Genomic DNA, 19,706 nt, shown 5'->3' with positions numbered 1-19,706 from the left:
GTAACTTTAATTGCTGAAATTTGGTTTAATATTTCGCTGATAATTAGTTTATTACACGTTTATTTTAAATTAAATTCTACAGTATTTCAATTTATAAAGACAATTTTGGCAAACGAACGTATTATATTAGGAATTGATCCCGGAACAACCATTATGGGTTTTGGATTGATTAAAGTGGTGAAAAATTCCATGGAATTCATGCAACTGAACGAGTTAAATCTTGCCAAAATGACCGATCCTTATTTAAAGTTGCAACGCATTTTTGAACGCACCATTGAATTGATCGATACGCATCATCCCGATGAAATAGCAATAGAAGCACCGTTTTTTGGAAAAAATGTACAATCGATGCTGAAATTGGGTAGGGCACAAGGTGTGGCAATGGCAGCAGGTTTGTCGCGACAAATTCCTGTAACCGAATACGAGCCCAAAAAGATAAAAATGGCAATTACAGGCAACGGAAATGCAAGTAAAGAACAAGTAGCCAAAATGTTGCAGCAATTGTTGGGTTTAAAAGAATTGCCCAAAAACCTAGATTCTACCGATGGTTTGGCAGCTGCGGTTTGTCATTATTTTAACTCAGGAAAAACCGTTGTGGGCAAAAGCTATTCAGGTTGGGGCGCGTTTGTTAGTCAAAACGCCGATCGTGTAAATAAAAAATAATGGCAGGTATTTATATCCATATTCCTTTTTGTAAACAAGCTTGTCATTACTGCGATTTTCATTTTTCTACCTCGATGAAAAAGAAAGAGGAAATGATTGCCGCATTGCATCGGGAACTTTTTTTGCGAAGAAATGAAATTACAGAGCCCGTAGAAACCATTTATTTTGGTGGAGGAACTCCGAGTGTTTTATCGAACAATGAAATTAATTTGTTGGTTGATGCCATTTATCAGCTATTTGATGTTGTTCAGAAGCCGGAGATTACATTGGAAGCCAATCCAGATGATTTAACGGCAGATCGAATCAAAGAATTGGCTCTATCGAAAATTAATCGTTTAAGTATCGGAATACAATCTTTTTTTGATGAAGATTTAAAAATGATGAACCGGGCGCATAATGCTGATGAAGCGTGGAATTCGTTGCAAGAAGCCAAAAAATATTTTGATAATATTTCGATCGATTTAATTTATGGAATTCCCGAAATGACAGTTGATCGCTGGCAGCAAAACGTTCAGAAAGCCTTAGATTTAAACATTCCGCATATATCGAGTTACGCTTTAACTGTTGAACCCAAAACAGCATTGGCCACCTTGATAAAAAATGGAAAAATCCCCATGCCAGACGACGGAGTTGCCCACGAACATTTTTTGTTATTGATAGAAATGCTGGAAAAATCAGGATTTATTCATTACGAATTATCTAATTTTGGAAAACCCGATTATTTCTCTAAAAATAATTCTGCGTATTGGTTAGGAAAGAACTATTTAGGAATTGGTCCTTCGGCGCATAGTTTTAACGGTGAAAACCGCTCGTGGAATATCGCCAATAATTCGTTGTACATAAACGCCATTCAGCAAGATAAATTACCAAGCGAAGAGGAAGTTTTATCCAAAAATGATCGCTACAACGAATATATAATGACGGGGTTGCGAACGGTTTGGGGTGTATCATTAGAAAAAATTAAAAGCGATTTTGGACAATATTATCTAGATTATTTATTGAAAAACACAGAAATTTTTCTGATTAACGAACAGTTGATAATTGAAAACAATATTTTAAAAACCACATTAAAAGGTAAATTCTTTTGCGACGGCATTGCAAGTGAATTGTTTAAAATTAACTAGATATGAAATCTATTAAAATTGTTGCTGTTGTTACAGTTTTTATGTTATTATTGGCTTTATTGTTAGGTAGATACTCGTATTATTCAGGACATCTTCATCCTATGAGTAAACCAATATTTCTTTTTTGTTTAGCAATTTTACCACTAGCTCCAGTTTTATCACTTATGAATTTACTAAATTTATATCAGTACAAAGTTCAGTTTAAAAAGAAAATATTTTGGTATTGTATTTCTTTTATACCTTTTTTAATACCTCTATCAATTTTTGTTTTAATAATTTATACTACTTTATCTGAATGAAAACAACCATACAACATAACAACAAAACATACGCTATCGATTTATCACAACCCATCGATATTTCGTTACCCATTCAAAACAATGAGCAAAATCCCATTGCTTGGTATTTGGATCAGCCTGAAATAAATCCGGTGGTTATGGGCGATTTTGTGGGTAGTGTGGCATCGGGCAAATCATCAACAAACTTTAATAATATTTTGTTCAATCCGCATGGTCATGGTACGCATACCGAATGTTTGGGGCATATTACCAAAGATTTTTATTCAATTAATCAAACCCTAAAAACGTTTTTTTTTACGGCTGAATTAATTTCTATTGAGCCTGAATTGATTGATGATGATTTGGTTATTACCAAAAATCAAATTGAAAATGCATTGCAAAATGAATCACCTGAAGCTTTAATTATCCGAACACTTCCAAATTCAATCGATAAAAAGCATAAAAAATATTCCAATACCAATCCAGCTTATTTATCAGAAGAAGCGGCGGTTTTCATCAGAGAAATGGGAATAGAGCATTTGTTGATCGATTTGCCAAGTGTGGACAAAGAAGTTGATGAAGGGAAATTAGTGGCGCATAAAGCCTTTTGGAATGTAACAAACATTCATCAAGTAAATGCCGATGCTCGTTTTCATTGCACCATTACCGAATTGGTTTTTATTGAAAATGAAATCGAAGACGGAACGTATATTTTAAACCTGCAAATTGCTTCTTTCGAAAACGACGCATCACCAAGTAAACCTGTGGTTTTTAAAGTTTTATAAATAAAAAAAGACCATTTTTCATGGTCTTTTAATTAAATTTAATTCTCCAAAGGTAAGAAATTATAATTTTTAGAGTAATACAACATTTGTTCTGCAAAGGTTTTGGGGTAGGTGACCACTATATCGGTAATTTCGCCTTGTTCATTGGTTACAGGAACTAAAATTGGGTTTACAAAACCGCGATATGGTGCTGTGTTGAATTTTTTGTTGCGTTCCAACACTTCTTTATGCAGTTCTTTGTCAACTTTTACCCCGTAGTTTTCTACCAAACTTTTAGCGGCTTTAAAATCACCTTCCGATTTTATGCGTTGCGTTTCTCGCAGTAGTTCTCCAAACAATTCATGTAAACGTTCATAATTGTTTATTTTAAAATAGGTTTTGTTGTCCCGAACCACTTTTTCTATTACATTTTCTGCTTTTCCTTTTTCATACACCCAAGCCGAAACCCATTGGCGATTGCGCATGTGTGCTTCTTCAATATCACTGCCTGGTTCAATACGCACCAATTGCGTCATTAAGCCATTGCGGATATAATCATTGTATGCAGCCATTCCCAAGCTTTTCCAATCATCTACCAAGCCTAAATCTTGTATCTTTTTGTCGTATAAATAGTATAATGCTACTAAATCGGCACGCCCTTCTTCTAAAGTAGATGCGTAGCTTTTTAGTGTTTCTTTGGGAGTGCCCACTCCAGGATTTAGTTGCCCTGATGCATGCCCAATTACTTCGTGCAAAGCCGTGTGCAATTTATCTGCCAATTCGCTGTATCGTTCCGATAATTGTATTTCATTTTCATCGAAGGCAAATTCTTTTAATTTATCACTTCCGCCTGCTTTGTTGTATGCTTCAATAATGTTTCCTAACGAAATAGATTTAGATCCATGCTCAGCACGAATCCAATCGGCATTGGGTAAATTCACTCCAATCGGTGTTGCGGGAGAGGTGTCGCCACTTTCTGCTGCCACAATAACTGTTTTATAAGAAACGCCTACCACATTTTTCTTTTTATGTTCGGGCATTAAAGGGGAATTGTCTTCAAACCACTGCGCACTTTTAGAAATCACTTCCATTTTAGCAGACATATCAAAATCTTTTATCTGCACAGTTGATTCATACGAAGCTTTGTGACCCAATGGATCGTTATACACTTCTATAAATCCATTGATATAATCGATATTTCCTTCGGTTGCTTTTACCCACGCCACGTTGTAATCGTCCCATTTTTTAAGGTCGCCAGTTTTGTAAAAATCAATCAAAATATTTAAAGCTTCGGCTTGTTCTTTATTTTCTGATACTTTTACAGCTTTTTCTAACCAAAAAACAATTTTGTTGATAGCAGCACCATACATTCCGCCACTGCGCCAAATGCGTTCTTCTATTTTGCCCGATTCTGTTCGTACCAATTTTGAATTCAATCCAAAAGAAAGGGGGCGCAAGCTATCTGGTTGCGGCATGTTGGCATAGAATTTTTCTACGTCGGCCGCATTTAATCCTTTGCCATAAAAATTTACAGCCGACCCTTGTACCAAACCTTTCGATTCGTTTAGGTTGACTTTCTTGGCATCTACATCGTTAAAAAGGATTTCCACAATGCTTGCACTTAGGTTTGTTTTGGTGTCTTTTAATAGTTTTTGAAGATACGTTTGCGGAAAACCTGGTTTTATTTTATCGTTGGAATAATGATGGTGAATACCGTTTGAAAACCAAATTCGTTTTAAATAGGTTTCAAATTTTTTCCAGTTTTCACTAGATCTATCGCCTTTGTAGTTGGTATAGATGTTTTCTAAGGCTGTGCGAATTTTTAGGTTGTATTTGTAGTTTTGATCCCAAAAAATATCGCGACCCGAATATCCTGCTTGTGCCAAATAATAGACTAGTTTTTTTTCTTTCAGGGTTAGTTTTTCCCAACCCGGAATATCGTATTTCAACACTTGCACATCGGCAAATTGCTCGGGTTGAAACTGAATGTTTTTCAAACTGTCTATCCTGCGCGTTTCATGCTGCATTTTGTCTTCTTTGTTGCAAGCAGTTATCGAAGCAACTGCCAAAGCTATTAGGGCAAATTGATTAAATTTCATAGATGAATACGTGTTAATAAAACAAATATATTAATAATTATATGGAATTTTGTTTCCATAGATAAGAAGTTTTGCTTTTGTTGAGATAGGGAAAAGCGCGAAACAATTCATAATCGTGTTGCATTTGAAAATTGTGGCTGTGCATTTCTTGATTTTTCAGGGTGATTTTGATTTGGTTGGATACACCGATGGAAACCGAAGGATTAAAAACCGATGTTTTGTTGTATTTACCTAAAAAATCATGGTGCGTGAATTGTATCTGCTGTATTTCACCATAGGGTATGAATTGATGCTTTAAGAGAATACCTTCGTTTGAAAAAGTCAGCGCGCCTGTAAATGTGCCTTTTGTAAAGTAAAATCGTTTGTAATTGGTTGCTAAATAATAGGCAATATAGCCACAAAGCAGCATATTTATGAAAAACACAATTGTTTTGAAAGTTTTGAAAGCAACAGGTGTTGCGCAAAAAAGCAGCATGCCCGCAAACAGTGCTGCAAACCATTTAGCAATGGCAGGCAATGGTTGTTTGGCGGCTGGATGGAAAAGTTGAAAACGGTACATAAAAAAAGCCTTGATAAAAATCAAAGCGTTAATTTTGCGGTAAAACGTTTTTTAAAAATTCGTTTAATTGATCAAACAAATCTTTTGGACTGTTATATAAAATATGAAAATTGCTTAGGGCAAAAAGCAGTTCGTTGGTATCGGCTTCGGCTTTTTGCAGATAAACAATTGGTTTGCGCTTTGCTTTGGCATAACCCAATTCAATACAGGAAGTTACGTTTACTTTTGTAGCTTCAATAATCATAAAATTACTAGAATCGATTTCTTTCATTGCTTTTTGCATCAATTCGGCTTCCTGACCTGCTTCAAAAGGATATTTATCAACAAAAATAAATTGCTCTACATTTGCAGAACTCATTGCCATACCCAATGCAATAATTTCTTTTCCTAACGTTTTTCTTGTTTCGGTATCAACCGAGATGTATGCTTTCATTTAATTTGGCAGTTTTTTTTTTGTAAAGGTAAGTAAATTAATAAAGAAAATTATTCTGTGGCAACACTTTCGCGGTTGCTTTCTTCATTTTTTCCTTCCTCAATCATTTCATTTATATCTTCATAGTCTTCTTTTTCGATAGGTTCCACTAAATCTTCTTGATCATTGTTTATTTTGTCGATAAAAAAAGAGCAGTATAAGGGCAAATGATCCGAACCAATAGGTTGCAATGCCTTTAGTTTTTCCACAAAAATATCGGTAGTATGAAACATTTGATCAATCGGAAAACGCAATAATTTATAATTTGCGTGAAAAGTTGATATAAAACCACGACCAATTCGGGGGTCAATCGTTTCAGAAGTTTTTCTAAACAAAACCGATGATTTTGCCCATGCCACATTATTAAAATCGCCAATAACCACCGTAGGTTTTTTGTTTTGCTTTACTTTTTTTGCAACAGCTAATAATTCGCCATCTCGTTCTTTGGCATTTTCTTCTTCGGTAGGGCTTGGCGGTGGCGGATGCACACCAAAAAACACAAATTCAAAACCGTCGTTGGTTTTAAACGCAGCTTCAATGCTCGGAATATCATCTGCCATGAAATAGTGCTTTTGGCAGTTGGTCATTTCAATTTTAGAATAAAGATGCATTCCATAAGTATTTTCTAAAGCAATTTCACAAAAATAAGGATATTGTTCTTTTAAAGGTTGCAGAGCATTTTCCCAATCTTGATTCGATTCCATGGTGAGAATAATATCAGGATTTACCTCATTAACAAGGTTTAAAAACCGATGGTATTCTTTGTTAAACTGATAAATATTGGTGGATAAAATAGAAATACTTTTAGATGAATTTTGGTTTTTAGTTTTTGTTTCGATATTATAAAGTGGGGTGTAAGGATACAACAAATACATTTCATAAATCATACAACCCATTAGCGCTGCTTGCATGATATAGAAGTTTGTAGATTTTGGCAGCAGAAACCACGCCGCAATAAAAACAAGAAGTTGCAGTACTAAAATTTGGACTTTACCAAAATCGAAAATTCTGAAAAACCAATGCTGATTTTGTATAAGAGGTACTAATGATGCAAAAACCAAAAGCGCCGAAAAACAATAAAAACCAATTTCCATTTCCTACTTTTTTACAAATTTAGAGTTTTAAAACCAAGCAGTTCATAAACATTTGTGAATACTTGCGAAGGTTTTGCTGTTAAATAAATGCGTTGGTTGCTTTGCGGATGGGTAAACGCTAAACTGTGCGCATGCAGCAACATGGTTTTCATGCCAAATTTCTCCAGCCACAATTTGTTCTGTTTGTTGCAACCATGCGGACGATCGCCAATAATTGGGTGTAAAATATGTGCCATGTGTTTGCGTATTTGGTGCATGCGTCCGGTTAATGGCTCGGCTTCAATTAAACTGTAACGAGATGTTGTGTGTTTTCCATGAGGTAAATCAATTTCGGCTTTTTCTAGTGTTTTTATTTTGGTAACAGCATCTTGCAACACACCATCATCACGATGCAAAGCATAATCAATCGTTAATTCATCGGTGCAAAATCCACGAACAATTGCCCAATATTTTTTTTCGGTTGATTTGTTGGTAAACTGTTTCACTAAATTTCTGTTGGTTTCTTTATCCAAAGCAAAAAGCAAAACGCCCGATGTTTTTCGGTCTAATCGATGCACGGGAAACACTTTCTGGCCAATTTGATCACGCACTATTTGAATGGCAAATTCTTCAGCGTTTCGGGCTATTGACGATTGATGAACCAGTAAATCGTGGGGCTTGTTAATGGCAACCAAATGCTCGTCTTGATAAATAATTTCGAGTGGATTCATATTGTAAAGTTAATTTTTATATTTTTAGGAAAAACAAACCATATGAAAAAACTACTATTATTATTTGTGCTTATTGTTCAAAATACGTTGTATGCACAAACATATTATGATGCCGATAATAACAAAATTGATAAGAAGACATTTGATAAATTCCTTGCGGGTAAAGAATATTATCATGTGGAAAACGATTCTTTGAAAGCATTTAAGTTAATGTATCTAAACAACAGAGGCGAAAAGGGTTCTTTGGGGGATACTAAAAAATTATTCCAAGAATTAAATGAAAAACTCCATTTAAAACTCGATTCCATTAAACCTTTGATTATTTATTATTATCCAGGAAAAGATCCGTGTAATTCAGGTGGTACAGCAACTCTAAAAAGTCAAAATCAGTGGGAGAAACAATTGGCTAAAAAAGTAAAAAAAATAGCAGATGTCAATACGCTCAGAATTTACAAAAATGAAGACGGCTTAAAAACAAAAGGAGTTCTTGAATGGAAAAAAGATCCAAATGCGCTGATTGAAAATTTATTTTTTAATTATCATTACGGTTGTGGAAGTTTTGTCATTATCAACAAAGAAAAATATTTAGCTGTTTTTGGAGAATACGGCCACACTCAAGTAACAGAAAGTTTAAAAGAAATCTTGAAGGAATAAAAAAATCGCCCCGAAAGGCGATTTTTCAATTATGAAGAAAGTTATTATTTTGCTTCAGCATATTTTTTTGCAACAGCATCCCAATTAATCACATTAAAAAATGCGTTAATATAATCGGGTCTGCGGTTTTGGTAGTTTAAGTAGTAGGCGTGTTCCCAAACATCTAAACCTAAAATTGGTGTGCCTTCGCAACCAATTCCCGGCATTAAAGGGTTGTCTTGGTTTGCAGTAGCACACACTTCTAATTTACCGTTTTTAACACATAACCAAGCCCATCCCGACCCAAACTGTGTTGCAGCTGCCTTTGCAAATGCATCTTTAAAAGCTTCAAAACTTCCAAAAGCTTCGTTGATAGCAGTTGCCAAATCGCCAGTTGGTTCGCCACCAGCATTTGGTGCCATAACTTCCCAAAACAAATTGTGGTTGTAAAAACCACCGCCGTTGTTGCGAAGCGCTTTATTGTTTAAATCTAGATTTTTTAAAATGTCATCAATCGATTTTCCTGCTAAATCAGTTCCTTCAATTGCTGCATTCAAATTGTTGGTGTATGCTTGGTGGTGTTTCGAGTAGTGAATTTCCATTGTTCGTGCGTCAATATGAGGCTCTAAAGCGTCATAAGAATAAGATAATTTTGGTAATTCGAAAGCCATAACTATTATTTTTTTAAAGATTAGTATTATTTTTATTCCAAATTTACGCAAAAAAACACAGCTATAAAAATTATTATAGCGGCGGTTTGTTAACATTTTTATAAATTATCTTGGAGAAAAAAGCCTTTACCATATACAATGCATCGGCAGGTGCCGGAAAAACCCATACGCTTGTAAAAGAGTATCTTAAAATTTTATTGGGATATTCGAACAAAGACGATGCCTACCGAAATATTTTGGCAATTACCTTTACCAACAAAGCGGTAAACGAAATGAAATCGCGCATTGTATCGTGTATTTACGCATTTACTTTGAACGAAATTCCTGCGAAAGAATATCAACTATTGGAACAAATTGTTGCCGAAACAACTTTTACCGAAGCATATATCCGCGAAAAATCGAAAAAGATTTTAAAGAACATTATTCATAATTATGCAGGTTTTGATATTTCTACCATTGATAAATTCACGCACAAAGTAATCCGGTCGTTTGCATTTGATTTGAATTTGCCTTTTCATTTTGAAGTTTCTTTGGATACCGAAGCATTGCTGCAAGAAGCGGTTGATGCCTTAATTGCTCAAGCTGGCGTTAATGAAGAACTAACGAAATTGTTGGTCGATTTTTCAATAAGTAAAGCCGATGACGATAAAAGCTGGGATATATCAAGGGAATTAATGGAAATTGGGCGTTTGTTGCTCAATGAAAACAACAAACAAGAGTTGGAAGCATTTGAAAATATTGATATGCAAACGTTTTTGTCGTTAAAAAATTGGTTGCATCATCAAATAGATCAACTCAGCAATCAAACCGTTTTATTGGCTACTGAAGCATTACAATTGTTAGAAACGAATGGAATCAACCTAAAATCGTTTAGCAGAGGCACATTCCCCAATTATTTACAGCGAATCAGTAATAGAGATTTTACTAATGTAAATAAAGAATTTTCTCAACCAGAACATATATCGATAAATAAAACAGCAAAAGATACAAATGCAATTGAGCAATTAATTCCCGATTTGTTGGCAATCACCAAAAAAATCTATCCATTGTTTGGAAAAATCTATTTTTACGAAGCATTTCTGAAAAATCTGGTGCCACTTTCGTTGTTGAATTCCATCAGCAATGAGATAAAACGCATTCAAAACGAACAACAGATTCTCTCCATATCACAATTCAACAAAATAATTTATGAAGAATTAAAAAATCAGCCTGCACCTTTTATTTATGAACGATTAGGCGAAAAATACCGCCATTTTTTTATTGATGAATTTCAGGATACATCCGAAATGCAATGGCAAAATTTAGTGCCTTTGATTGATAACGCGCTTTCCGGAGCAGACGATTACGGCAAAGAAGGTTCGCTAATGATTGTGGGCGATCCCAAACAAGCTATTTATCGCTGGCGTGGTGGCAAAGCAGAACAGTTTATGCAGTTGAGCGATGGCGAAAATCCGTTTTCTAATCCTTCCAAAGCTACTGTTAGTTTAGATACCAATTACCGCAGTTTTTCGGAAGTAATCGAATTCAACAACAGAATTTTCAAGTTTTTGGCAAATCAGTTTAGTAACGAAGCCTATCAAAATCTTTACGAAAACTATTCGCATCAAAACACCACAGCCAAAAAAGGCGGCTTCGTAAATATTTCGTTTCTAGATCAAAACTTATTATCGGAAGAAAACGAAGTTACAAAAACCGATTTGTATTTAGATGAGGTGCTAAAAACCATAAACAGTGTGTTGCAACAAGGTTTTTCTTTGAGCGATATTGTGGTTTTAACACGCAAAAGTAAAAATGGAGTGGAAGTTGCCAATCATTTAACCAAAAATGGAATCCGCATTTTATCATCGGAAACCTTGTTGATTAATAATGCTACCGAAGTGCAGTTGCTGCTGAATTTATTGCGTTTTTTGAAAAACAACCACGACAAAGAAGCAAAAGCACTGATTTTATATTATGTGGGCAGATTTATTGTGAACGATACACCAGTGCACGATGTGATTGTACAAGGAATGGCAATGGATAATGAAACCGATTTTCAGCGTTATCTTCAGTCGTTCGGTATCGAAATCAATTTTTCACAATTGCGAAAAAACAATCTGTATGTAGCTGTGGAATTATTAGTTGCGGCGTTTCTTCCAGCCAAAAAAACCGAAGCATATGTGCAGTATTTTTTAGATTTAATATTAGAACGAACCGTTAAAAATCAATCAACCGTAGCCGATTTTCTGAATTATTGGGAGCAGAATTATCATAAATTAAGCATTCCTTCGCCCGAAAACGAAAATGCGGTTCGATTGATGACGGTACACAAAGCCAAAGGATTAGAATTTCCAGTGGTGATTTATCCCTTTGCCGATGACGATTTCTCTAGATCGCGCGATAAAATTTGGGTTGATTTAGAAGAAAACGAGCAGTTAACCATTCCCAAAGCTTTGGTCGATTTAAAAAACGACGTGAAAATGTATGGCGCAACAGCCCAGCGATTATACGAACAAAAAAAACAAGAAGAATTGCTAGACAATTTAAACGTGTTGTACGTGGCATTGACCCGCGCCGAAGAGCAGCTCTATATCATTAGCGACTATAAACGCAACAAAGACGGGACATTAGCAAACACCTTGGCACGTTTTTTTGTGACCTTTTTAGAAGATTCAGGTCGGCTTGCTGAAAACGAGTTGCATTATCCATTTGGAAATCCTGCCAAAGTTTCTGCGGAAAAAAAGCATCAAGAAAAACCAATCATTATTCAATCGGTAGAAAAGCCTATTACTTCATCGGTGATAAAAATTGCCAAACGCGAAGCGATTATGTGGGATACCAAACAGCAGCAAGCCATTGAAAAAGGAAATTTAATCCACGAATTGCTTTCTGAGATTTTTACTGCAGATGATATCGATTTTGTAATTCAACGCGCAGTTTCAAAAGGAATGATTACTGCCACAGCAACCGATGAGATTCGTGAAACTCTTGAAAAAATTGTATTCCACGAAGCTCTTCAGCCGTTTTTTAACAAAGAATACATCATTTATAACGAGCGCACCATTTTGCATCAGTCCTATAAAAATAGCAAACCCGATCGCGTGGCAATCAACGGAAAAAAAGCATATATCATTGACTACAAAACAGGAGAAGAGCAATCGAAATATGCCCAACAAGTAAATGAATATGCCTTGGCAATCGAAGAAATGGGCTATGAAATTGCAAAAAAAGTAGTGTTGTATATTCAAGACGATTTAAAAATAATACATTTGTAACACATCAAATTTTAAACAAAACAAATCATATAATTATGTACGGAGCAATTAAAGAATTTTTGCAAAACGAAATCGACACCATTAAAGAAAATGGTTTGTATAAAAAAGAACGTATTATCACATCGCCGCAAGGAGCCGAAATTAAAATCAATACCGGCGAAACGGTTTTGAATTTTTGTGCAAACAATTATTTGGGATTATCATCACACCCAGAAGTGGTGCAAGCCGCAAAAGATGCATTAGACAGTCATGGTTTTGGGATGTCATCGGTTCGGTTTATCTGCGGCACACAAGACATTCACAAACAATTAGAAAAAGAAATCGCCGATTTTTACGGAACAGAAGACACCATTTTATACGCAGCTGCTTTTGATGCCAATGGAGGTGTTTTTGAACCGTTGTTAGGAGCCGAAGATTGTATCATTTCGGATAGTTTAAACCACGCCTCGATTATTGATGGCGTTCGTTTGTGCAAAGCAGGTCGCTACCGTTACGAAAATAATAATATGGAAGATTTGGAAAAACAATTGCAGCAAGCAGTTGCCGATGGCCGCCGTTTTAAATTAATTGTGACCGATGGCGTTTTTTCAATGGATGGATTAGTAGCTCCGTTAGATAAAATTTGCGATTTAGCAGATAAGTACGATGCAATGGTAATGGTTGATGAATGCCACGCAGCCGGCTTTATTGGTGCAACTGGCAAAGGAACTTTAGAAGCGAAAAACGTAATGGGTCGTGTAGATATTATTACCGGAACCTTAGGAAAAGCTTTAGGAGGTGCAATGGGCGGATACACCACAGCCAAAAAAGAAATTATTGATATTTTGCGTCAACGTTCTCGTCCGTATTTGTTTTCAAACTCTTTAGCGCCGTCAATTGTAGGAGCATCTCTAAAAGTTTTTGAACTATTAAAAAAAGACACCAAATTTAGAGATCAATTAGAATGGAACACCAATTACTTTAAAAAGGGAATGAAAGCAGCAGGTTTTGATATTATTGATGGCGATTCTGCAATCGTACCAGTGATGTTATACGATGCCAAATTATCCCAAGTAATGGCTGATAAATTGTTACAAAAAGGCATCTATGTAATTGGCTTTTTCTTTCCTGTGGTTCCAAAAGATAAAGCGCGTATTCGTGTGCAATTATCGGCTGCCCATACCCAAGAACATTTAGACAAAGCCATAGAAGCATTTACCCAAGTGGGCAAAGAATTAGGTGTTATCTAAAAAAATCTTATAAAAATGTTAAAGGTTTCAAGAAATTATTTTGTATATTCGTTGAAACAATTTATTTTTGTCAAAATTACGTAAAGTAGAAAATTGAATAGTTATGAAACAATTAAAAGTATTTGCAGCTGCTTTGCTATTAGCTGGTACAGCTACGCAAGCACAGAATGCTGATCAACCATGGGCGATTACCGTGGGGGTTAATGCTTTGGACGGTGGACGTTCAAGTGTTGCAACAGACTTTCCTGATCGTTTTGGTCAATATTTCCAAACAGATAACTGGAGTATTTTACCATCTGCCTCTGTATTGAACGTATCTCGTTATTTAGGTGCCAATGTATCATTTGGTATTACAGGGTCTGTAAACAAAATGAAAAAAATGGTAATGGCCGATGGTTTTGAAAACTTGCAAAGACAAGGCTCAAGAGTTATTGGTGGCGATTTTAACGGTCAAAGACGCGTAGATGGAACAGATTTAATGTACTATGGTGTTGATGGTCAATTCCGTTACAGCATTGGTGGATTAATCGGTTCTAAATGGTTTGATCCTTCAATTCATATTGGTGGTGGATATGCATTCTTAGGAAAAGCATCTTCAGGAAACGTGAACGGAGGTTTAGGTTTAACATTTTGGTTCTCTGAAAACATTGGTTTAAACTTATCATCTACCTACAAACACCAGTTTGAAGATGGACAAGATGATTTATTCAACTTTGAAAGAGGTCAAGATATTTCTGTACCAACCCATTTACAACACACAGCTGGTGTAACGTTCCGTTTTGGTGGAAAAGATACTGATAATGACGGTATCTTAGATAAATATGATGAGTGTCCGGAAGTGGCTGGTTTAAAACAATTCAAAGGTTGTCCGGATACAGATGGCGACGGTGTGGTTGATCATTTAGACCAATGTCCAGATGTATTTGGTTTAGCTGAATATAACGGATGTCCTGATACAGACGGTGATGGTATTCCAGATAACCAAGATGCTTGTTTTGATGTACCAGGTTTAGCTGAATTCAACGGATGTCCTGATACAGATGGTGACGGAATTACAGACGCACAAGACGAATGTCCAGAAGAAGCAGGTCCAAAAGCAAACAACGGTTGTCCTTGGCCAGATTCAGACGGTGACGGCGTTTTTGATAAAGACGATGAGTGTCCTGAAGTTGCTGGTCCAGCATCTAACAAAGGATGTCCTGAAGTAAAAGAAGAGCATATCAAACAATTAAATGATTACGGAAAAACAATCTTGTTCAACACAGGTAAATCAACTTTCCAGGAAAAATCATACGAAGTGTTAGATAATATGGCTAGAGTTATGAATCAGTTCCCGAATGCGAAATTTGCAATCGAAGGTCACACTGACAGCACAGGAACAGATAAGATTAACGACCCATTATCAAATGATCGTGCAAACGCAGTAAGAGAGTACTTAATTTCTAAAGGAATTTCTGCAAGCCGTTTATCTTCTCAAGGTTTTGGTTCAAAACGTCCTATCGACGATAACAGTACAGCAGCCGGTCGTGCAAACAACCGTCGTACAGAAATTAAATTAGTAAAATAATTTACTTTTAAATAATACCTTAAAACGTCTCGATTTGTCGGGACGTTTTTTTATTTTTATCAAATGGAAGCACATTGTTTTTTAGATAAATTGGCACAAGAAATTGTGCGTACCCATCAGGTTGATTTTTCATCAGTAGTTATTGTTTTGCCCAATAAAAGAGCGCGTTTGTTTTTGTTGGAAAGTTTTAAAAAAGCAGCAAATCAAACTTTTTTTGCCCCTGAAATTATCAGTATTGAAGATTTAATAGGTACTCTTTCAAAAATAAATGTTTTAAACAGCGTAGAACTTTTATTAGAATTTTATGAGGTTTATAAAGAAATAACCGCCGCAGAAGCGCAACAGGATTTTGAACAGTTCAGTAATTGGGCTAAAATGCTGTTGCAAGATTTTAATGAAATAGATCGTTATTTGCTCAAGCCATCACATGTTTTTGATTACTTAAAAGAAATCGATATCATAAACCATTGGTCGGTTAAAACCGAAGATCACACCTTGCTAATTGATCGGTATTTAACTTTTTGGAACCAATTGCCTGCATATTACAAAGCACTTCAAAAGCATCTTTTAGAAAGTAATTGCGGTTACCAAGGAATGGCCTACCGATTGGCGGTGCAAAACATCGATGCATTTATTCAGCAAAACAGTTCCAAGATGTACTATTTTGCCGGTTTTAACGCATTGAATCAAGCAGAAGAGCAAATTATTCAAAAGTTACTAAAAAATGCAATGGGCAAGGTTTTTTGGGATACCGATACACATTTTTTAAACGATTTTGACCACGGAGCTGGATATTTTGCGCGTCGTATCAAACAAAATTGGTCTTATTACAAATCGCATCCTTATGAATGGATGGTTAATGAATTTGGTCAACATAAAAACATCGAAATCATCAGCACACCCAAATCGGTTGGTCAGGCGAAAATCACGGGGCAACTGGTAGAAGAATTGCAAAAAAATAATCCAAATCTGCAAAATACGGCTGTGGTTCTTTCGGAAGAAAATTTATTAATTCCGGTTTTATACGCTTTGCCCGAAACAGTTAGCTCGCTAAATGTAACGATGGGTTACGACAGCAAATCGAACCCTGTACAGTTGTTTTTTGCCAAGTTTTTTAAAATGCACACAAACGCATTAAACCGCGGTAAAAACAAGGCTGTTTTTTACCATAAAGAGGTGTTAGATGTGTTGTCGCATCCATTAGTAGCGCATATTGCAGCTACTAAACCAATGGTTGATGAAATCAACAAACGAAATTTATCTTTCTTTGAATTTAAAAAGTTGGATGCTTCAAGCACCGCAACCGACTTGTTGCAGCTAATTGCGATGCCTTGGACAGATGCTGTGCCTGAAATTTTGGAACGTATAGAACAATTGGTTTTTAAGATTCGGTTGCATTTGCGAGAAACCAAAGACGATGTTTCCTTGGTTTTTTTATATGCTTTTCATCAAGTAATCAATCAAATTAAAAACTATCAGTTAAAATATCAAGTAATAACAAACGCACAACAATTAGTAACGATTTACAAACAAATTGCCGATTTGGCTGAGGTTTCTTTTGAAGGTGAACCTTTAGAAGGTTTGCAAATTATGGGTGTTTTGGAAAGTAGGGTGTTAGATTTTGAAAATGTAATCATCACATCGGTCAACGAAGGTAAATTTCCAGCAGGTAAATCAATGAACTCGTTTATTCCGCACGATGTAAAGGTAGAATTGGGATTGCCAACCTTTAAGGAAAAAGATGCTATTTATACCTACCATTTTTATCATTTATTATTGCGGGCAAAAAACATTTATTTGTTGTATAATTCTGACGCAGAGGGATTAGATGCCGGCGAAAAAAGTCGATTCATCACCCAATTAACTTTAGATCCACATCCTAAACATTCGGTGAAAATACACAACTATTTTGCTAAAGCACCTGAAACTGTTTCCGAACCGCTTTTTATTGAAAAATCACCTTTATTGCAAGAGCGATTGAAAGAAATTGCTTGTGGAAAAGGTTTTTCCCCATCGGCACTTGGTAATTATCTGCGCAATCCGATGCAATTTTATATGCAACGGGTGTTGGGTATTAAAGAAGTGGATGAAGTAGAAGAAAACATAGCTCTCAATACTTTAGGAACCATTATTCATGGTGCTTTAGAGAATTTATACCTTCCATTTGTGGGTAAAAAGCTATCAATAGCTATGATTGAAGGAATACTGCAAGATTCCGAAGAGGAAATCGCCAAGCAGTTTGAAATCAATTATTCCGACAATGCAGATAAACACGGAAAAAATCTTTTGGCCTTTGAAGTAGCAAAACGGAATGTATATCATTTTTTAATGCTTGAAAAATCGATGTTAGAAAACGGTGATGATGTTGCAATCATTGGGTTGGAGCAAAACTTAGAAACTATTTTAATGCATCACAAATTACCTTATACCATTAAATTATCTGGAATTGCCGATCGAATTGAAATTCGAAACAATGTGCTACGCATTATTGATTACAAAACTGGGAAAGTAGAGCAAAATCAAGTACAAATAACGGAAATCAATGGAATTGCCAGCGATGTGAAATTTGAAAAAGCCATTCAATTATTATTATACGGATTGATGTATTTTGATAAAACCAATTTGCCAATACAAGCTGGTATTTACTCTTTTAAAAATAGAAAATCGGGTTATTTACTTTTTGGTTTGAAACAAGATAGAATGGTGAACGAGTATATTACGCAAGAGTTGCTGAACGATTTTACAGATGAATTGGTGGAACTGTTAAGCGAAATTTTAAACCCAAATGTGGTATTTGAAGCAACGGAAAACTAACCGTTTTTCTTTAAAAAAGCGGATAAAATATCAAGCACCTTTTGGAATTGTTCAATGGTTGAAACATGTCCGCCAGGCACGATTTCAAGTGAAACATCAGTGTTTTCAACTTGTTCTTTTATATCTTTTATAGGAATAATGGTGTCGTTTTCGCTGGCAATCATCAATTTGGGATAAGGTCCAAAATGCAATAAAGCTTCGCGGTCCATTCGGGTTTTCATTCCTTCTAAAGCAGCAATAATGCCTTGTACGGGAGTTTGTAAAGCTTGGGTTGTAAAAACAGCTATTTCCTTTTTAAACTTTTTATGTGCTTTATCATCAAATAAATTGCGTGTGGCCATTTGTATAAACGCATCGCTGTTTTTCTTTACCACCTCAATGGCACGCCCCCGATTGATTTTTCGCTCTTCTGAATCTGCTTGTGCCGATGCGTTCAATAAGACCAATGAGCGTACATTATCAGGATACAATTCAGCAAAAGCTAAAGCAACATATCCGCCCATAGAATGCCCCACGATAGAGATTTTTCGCAAGCGAAGGTGCGAAATCAAAGCAAAAAGCATATCGGCTTGGTCTTCCATCGTATGAATGTAACCATAACATTCGCTTTTACCGTGTCCTAATAAATCAACAGTAATCACACGGTAGCGTTTCGCTAATTCCTTAGCTGTTTTTTGCCACATACTGGCATCTTCCAAAAAACCATGAACCAATACCACCGCATTACCTTTGCCGGTATCAGTGTAATGAATAGCGGTATTTTTGTAATTGAACATTGGAAAATTTTCAGCAAAAATAAGAAACTAAGCCTGAAAACTAAAATTTTATCGTTTCGAAACAAAATTGTATTTTTGCCCGAAATATAATAGAACTTATGAAAACAAAACTTTTTTATGTACTTTTTTGTACATTCTTCACGCTTTTTGCACATGCACAGCAATCAATAAAAAACGACACCATTTACAGAGAAATTCCTGTTTATAGAGAAGTAGATGTAATGGCGAAATACCGTGGTGGCTATCAAGTATTATTAAAGCAAATTGAAGATGGTACCCGAAAATGCAAGCGTGGTTCAATGAAAGGAAAAGATGCCACGCTTCTTATAGATGTGTTGGTTACAGATAAAGGAAAAGTTGCAAAAGTTGATTTTGTGAAGGCAGATGTAAGCATATGCAACGACGCAATTAAACAAATTGTGGAACAATCAAACCAATGGATACCTGCGAAAATCGGTAACAAACCGGTGAATTCGTACCTGCAACTAAATATTAATTTAAACAACGGACACGACAGCAGCGGTAAAACAGTAGTGCAACGATTGCAATAAAAAATTAAAAAAACAGGCATACTGTTTTTTTATTTAAAATATTGTTCTAAATTAGTAGAACTAATTCTAAAAATATAGAATATGAAATTAACAGCAGCCGAAGAACAACTCATGCAATATATTTGGAAGCGCGGAGATGTGGTTCTTAAAGATTTAATTGATAGTTACAACGATCCAAAGCCAGCAAAGACAACAGTGGCAACTACTGTAAAAAAATTAATTGATAAGGGTTTTGTGGGATACAACGAAATTGGCAATACTCGTTTATACTATGCAATTGTAAAGAAGGAAAACTATTTTTCTAAACAAATGAAAAATATGATTAAACAGTTTTTTGATAATTCTACCTCGCAGTTTGCTTCTTTCTTTGCAAAAGATGCTTCGTTAACAAAAGAAGAATTACAAAAACTTCGCGATTTGATAGATGATGAACTTAAAAATAAGTAGT

Annotated in this window: 18 protein-coding genes; 11 read left to right on the top strand and 7 right to left on the bottom strand. The window is 35.5% G+C overall.

The window, feature by feature from the left end:
- The first annotated feature begins 105 nt into the window (after positions 1–105).
- From ruvC to NPX36_RS02185, 3 genes are all read left to right on the top strand, one after another.
- On the top strand, positions 106–663 hold the full coding sequence (ruvC, locus tag NPX36_RS02195) for a crossover junction endodeoxyribonuclease RuvC (RefSeq protein ID WP_257499805.1): 558 nt from the start codon (positions 106–108) through the stop codon (positions 661–663).
- Positions 663–1,787 carry a radical SAM family heme chaperone HemW gene (gene hemW, locus NPX36_RS02190; protein WP_257499804.1) on the top strand — a complete coding sequence of 375 codons (1,125 nt, stop codon included), beginning with the start codon at positions 663–665 and terminating at the stop codon, positions 1,785–1,787. The genes ruvC and hemW overlap by 1 nt, the downstream gene beginning before the upstream one ends.
- Positions 1,788–2,082: 295 nt before the next feature.
- On the top strand, positions 2,083–2,850 hold the full coding sequence (locus NPX36_RS02185; protein ID WP_257499803.1) for a cyclase family protein: 768 nt from the start codon (positions 2,083–2,085) through the stop codon (positions 2,848–2,850).
- Between the two features lie 38 nt (positions 2,851–2,888).
- On the opposite strand, the gene NPX36_RS02180 is transcribed toward NPX36_RS02185, so the two are convergent.
- Both NPX36_RS02180 and NPX36_RS02175 read right to left on the bottom strand, forming a co-directional pair.
- The gene (locus tag NPX36_RS02180) at positions 2,889–4,928 is read right to left on the bottom strand and encodes a dipeptidyl peptidase 3 (RefSeq protein WP_257499802.1); all 2,040 of its coding nucleotides are present in this window, start codon (positions 4,926–4,928) and stop codon (positions 2,889–2,891) included.
- A 37-nt stretch (positions 4,929–4,965) separates the two neighbouring features.
- Complete coding sequence (locus tag NPX36_RS02175) at positions 4,966–5,337, bottom strand: hypothetical protein (protein ID WP_257499801.1); 372 nt, start codon at positions 5,335–5,337, stop codon at positions 4,966–4,968.
- 4 nt (positions 5,338–5,341) lie between these two features.
- Here NPX36_RS02175 and NPX36_RS02170 point away from each other — a divergent pair, with 4 nt between their 5' ends.
- Positions 5,342–5,476, top strand: coding sequence for a hypothetical protein (locus NPX36_RS02170; RefSeq protein ID WP_257499800.1), 135 nt, complete (start codon positions 5,342–5,344; stop codon positions 5,474–5,476).
- A gap of 39 nt (positions 5,477–5,515) precedes the next feature.
- On the opposite strand, the gene NPX36_RS02165 is transcribed toward NPX36_RS02170, so the two are convergent.
- The 3 genes from NPX36_RS02165 to NPX36_RS02155 are packed head-to-tail and all read right to left on the bottom strand — an operon-like array spanning position 5,516 to position 7,763.
- On the bottom strand, positions 5,516–5,920 hold the full coding sequence (locus tag NPX36_RS02165; RefSeq protein WP_257499799.1) for a hypothetical protein: 405 nt from the start codon (positions 5,918–5,920) through the stop codon (positions 5,516–5,518).
- Between the two features lie 50 nt (positions 5,921–5,970).
- Positions 5,971–7,053 (bottom strand): endonuclease/exonuclease/phosphatase family protein, encoded by a 1,083-nt coding sequence (locus NPX36_RS02160; RefSeq protein ID WP_257499798.1) that lies wholly within the window; start codon positions 7,051–7,053, stop codon positions 5,971–5,973.
- Positions 7,054–7,064: 11 nt separating this feature from the next.
- Positions 7,065–7,763: a pseudouridine synthase gene (locus NPX36_RS02155; protein WP_257499797.1), complete on the bottom strand. Its 699-nt coding sequence runs from the start codon at positions 7,761–7,763 to the stop codon at positions 7,065–7,067.
- Positions 7,764–7,805: 42 nt separating this feature from the next.
- On the opposite strand from NPX36_RS02155, the gene NPX36_RS02150 reads away from it, so the two are divergent.
- A complete protein-coding gene (locus NPX36_RS02150; RefSeq protein ID WP_257499796.1) occupies positions 7,806–8,417 on the top strand; it encodes a hypothetical protein in 612 nt (203 codons plus the stop codon).
- Between the two features lie 44 nt (positions 8,418–8,461).
- On the opposite strand, the gene NPX36_RS02145 is transcribed toward NPX36_RS02150, so the two are convergent.
- Positions 8,462–9,067 carry a superoxide dismutase gene (locus tag NPX36_RS02145; protein WP_257499795.1) on the bottom strand — a complete coding sequence of 202 codons (606 nt, stop codon included), beginning with the start codon at positions 9,065–9,067 and terminating at the stop codon, positions 8,462–8,464.
- A gap of 107 nt (positions 9,068–9,174) precedes the next feature.
- On the opposite strand from NPX36_RS02145, the gene NPX36_RS02140 reads away from it, so the two are divergent.
- The 4 genes from NPX36_RS02140 (at position 9,175) to NPX36_RS02125 (ending at position 17,931) form a co-directional block, all read left to right on the top strand.
- On the top strand, positions 9,175–12,321 hold the full coding sequence (locus tag NPX36_RS02140; RefSeq protein ID WP_257500710.1) for a UvrD-helicase domain-containing protein: 3,147 nt from the start codon (positions 9,175–9,177) through the stop codon (positions 12,319–12,321).
- Positions 12,322–12,356: 35 nt separating this feature from the next.
- On the top strand, positions 12,357–13,550 hold the full coding sequence (gene kbl / locus NPX36_RS02135; protein ID WP_257499794.1) for a glycine C-acetyltransferase: 1,194 nt from the start codon (positions 12,357–12,359) through the stop codon (positions 13,548–13,550).
- A 103-nt stretch (positions 13,551–13,653) separates the two neighbouring features.
- On the top strand, positions 13,654–15,117 hold the full coding sequence (locus NPX36_RS02130) for an OmpA family protein (protein ID WP_257499793.1): 1,464 nt from the start codon (positions 13,654–13,656) through the stop codon (positions 15,115–15,117).
- A gap of 63 nt (positions 15,118–15,180) precedes the next feature.
- Positions 15,181–17,931, top strand: coding sequence for a PD-(D/E)XK nuclease family protein (locus tag NPX36_RS02125; RefSeq protein WP_257499792.1), 2,751 nt, complete (start codon positions 15,181–15,183; stop codon positions 17,929–17,931).
- On the opposite strand, the gene NPX36_RS02120 is transcribed toward NPX36_RS02125, so the two are convergent.
- The gene (locus NPX36_RS02120) at positions 17,928–18,707 is read right to left on the bottom strand and encodes an alpha/beta fold hydrolase (RefSeq protein ID WP_257499791.1); all 780 of its coding nucleotides are present in this window, start codon (positions 18,705–18,707) and stop codon (positions 17,928–17,930) included. The genes NPX36_RS02125 and NPX36_RS02120 overlap by 4 nt on opposite strands.
- Positions 18,708–18,805: 98 nt before the next feature.
- Between NPX36_RS02120 and NPX36_RS02115 the strand changes: the two genes are divergently transcribed.
- Complete coding sequence (locus NPX36_RS02115; protein ID WP_257499790.1) at positions 18,806–19,258, top strand: energy transducer TonB; 453 nt, start codon at positions 18,806–18,808, stop codon at positions 19,256–19,258.
- Positions 19,259–19,339: 81 nt separating this feature from the next.
- Positions 19,340–19,705, top strand: a complete 366-nt coding sequence (locus tag NPX36_RS02110) for a BlaI/MecI/CopY family transcriptional regulator (RefSeq protein WP_257499789.1) — start codon at positions 19,340–19,342, stop codon at positions 19,703–19,705.
- The last annotated feature ends 1 nt before the right edge of the window (position 19,706 follow it).

The sequence above is a fragment of the Paenimyroides aestuarii genome, assembly GCF_024628805.1.
GTDB classification, from domain to species: domain Bacteria; phylum Bacteroidota; class Bacteroidia; order Flavobacteriales; family Flavobacteriaceae; genus Flavobacterium; species Flavobacterium aestuarii_A.
This window is presented reverse-complemented; position numbering and strand designations above follow the sequence as displayed.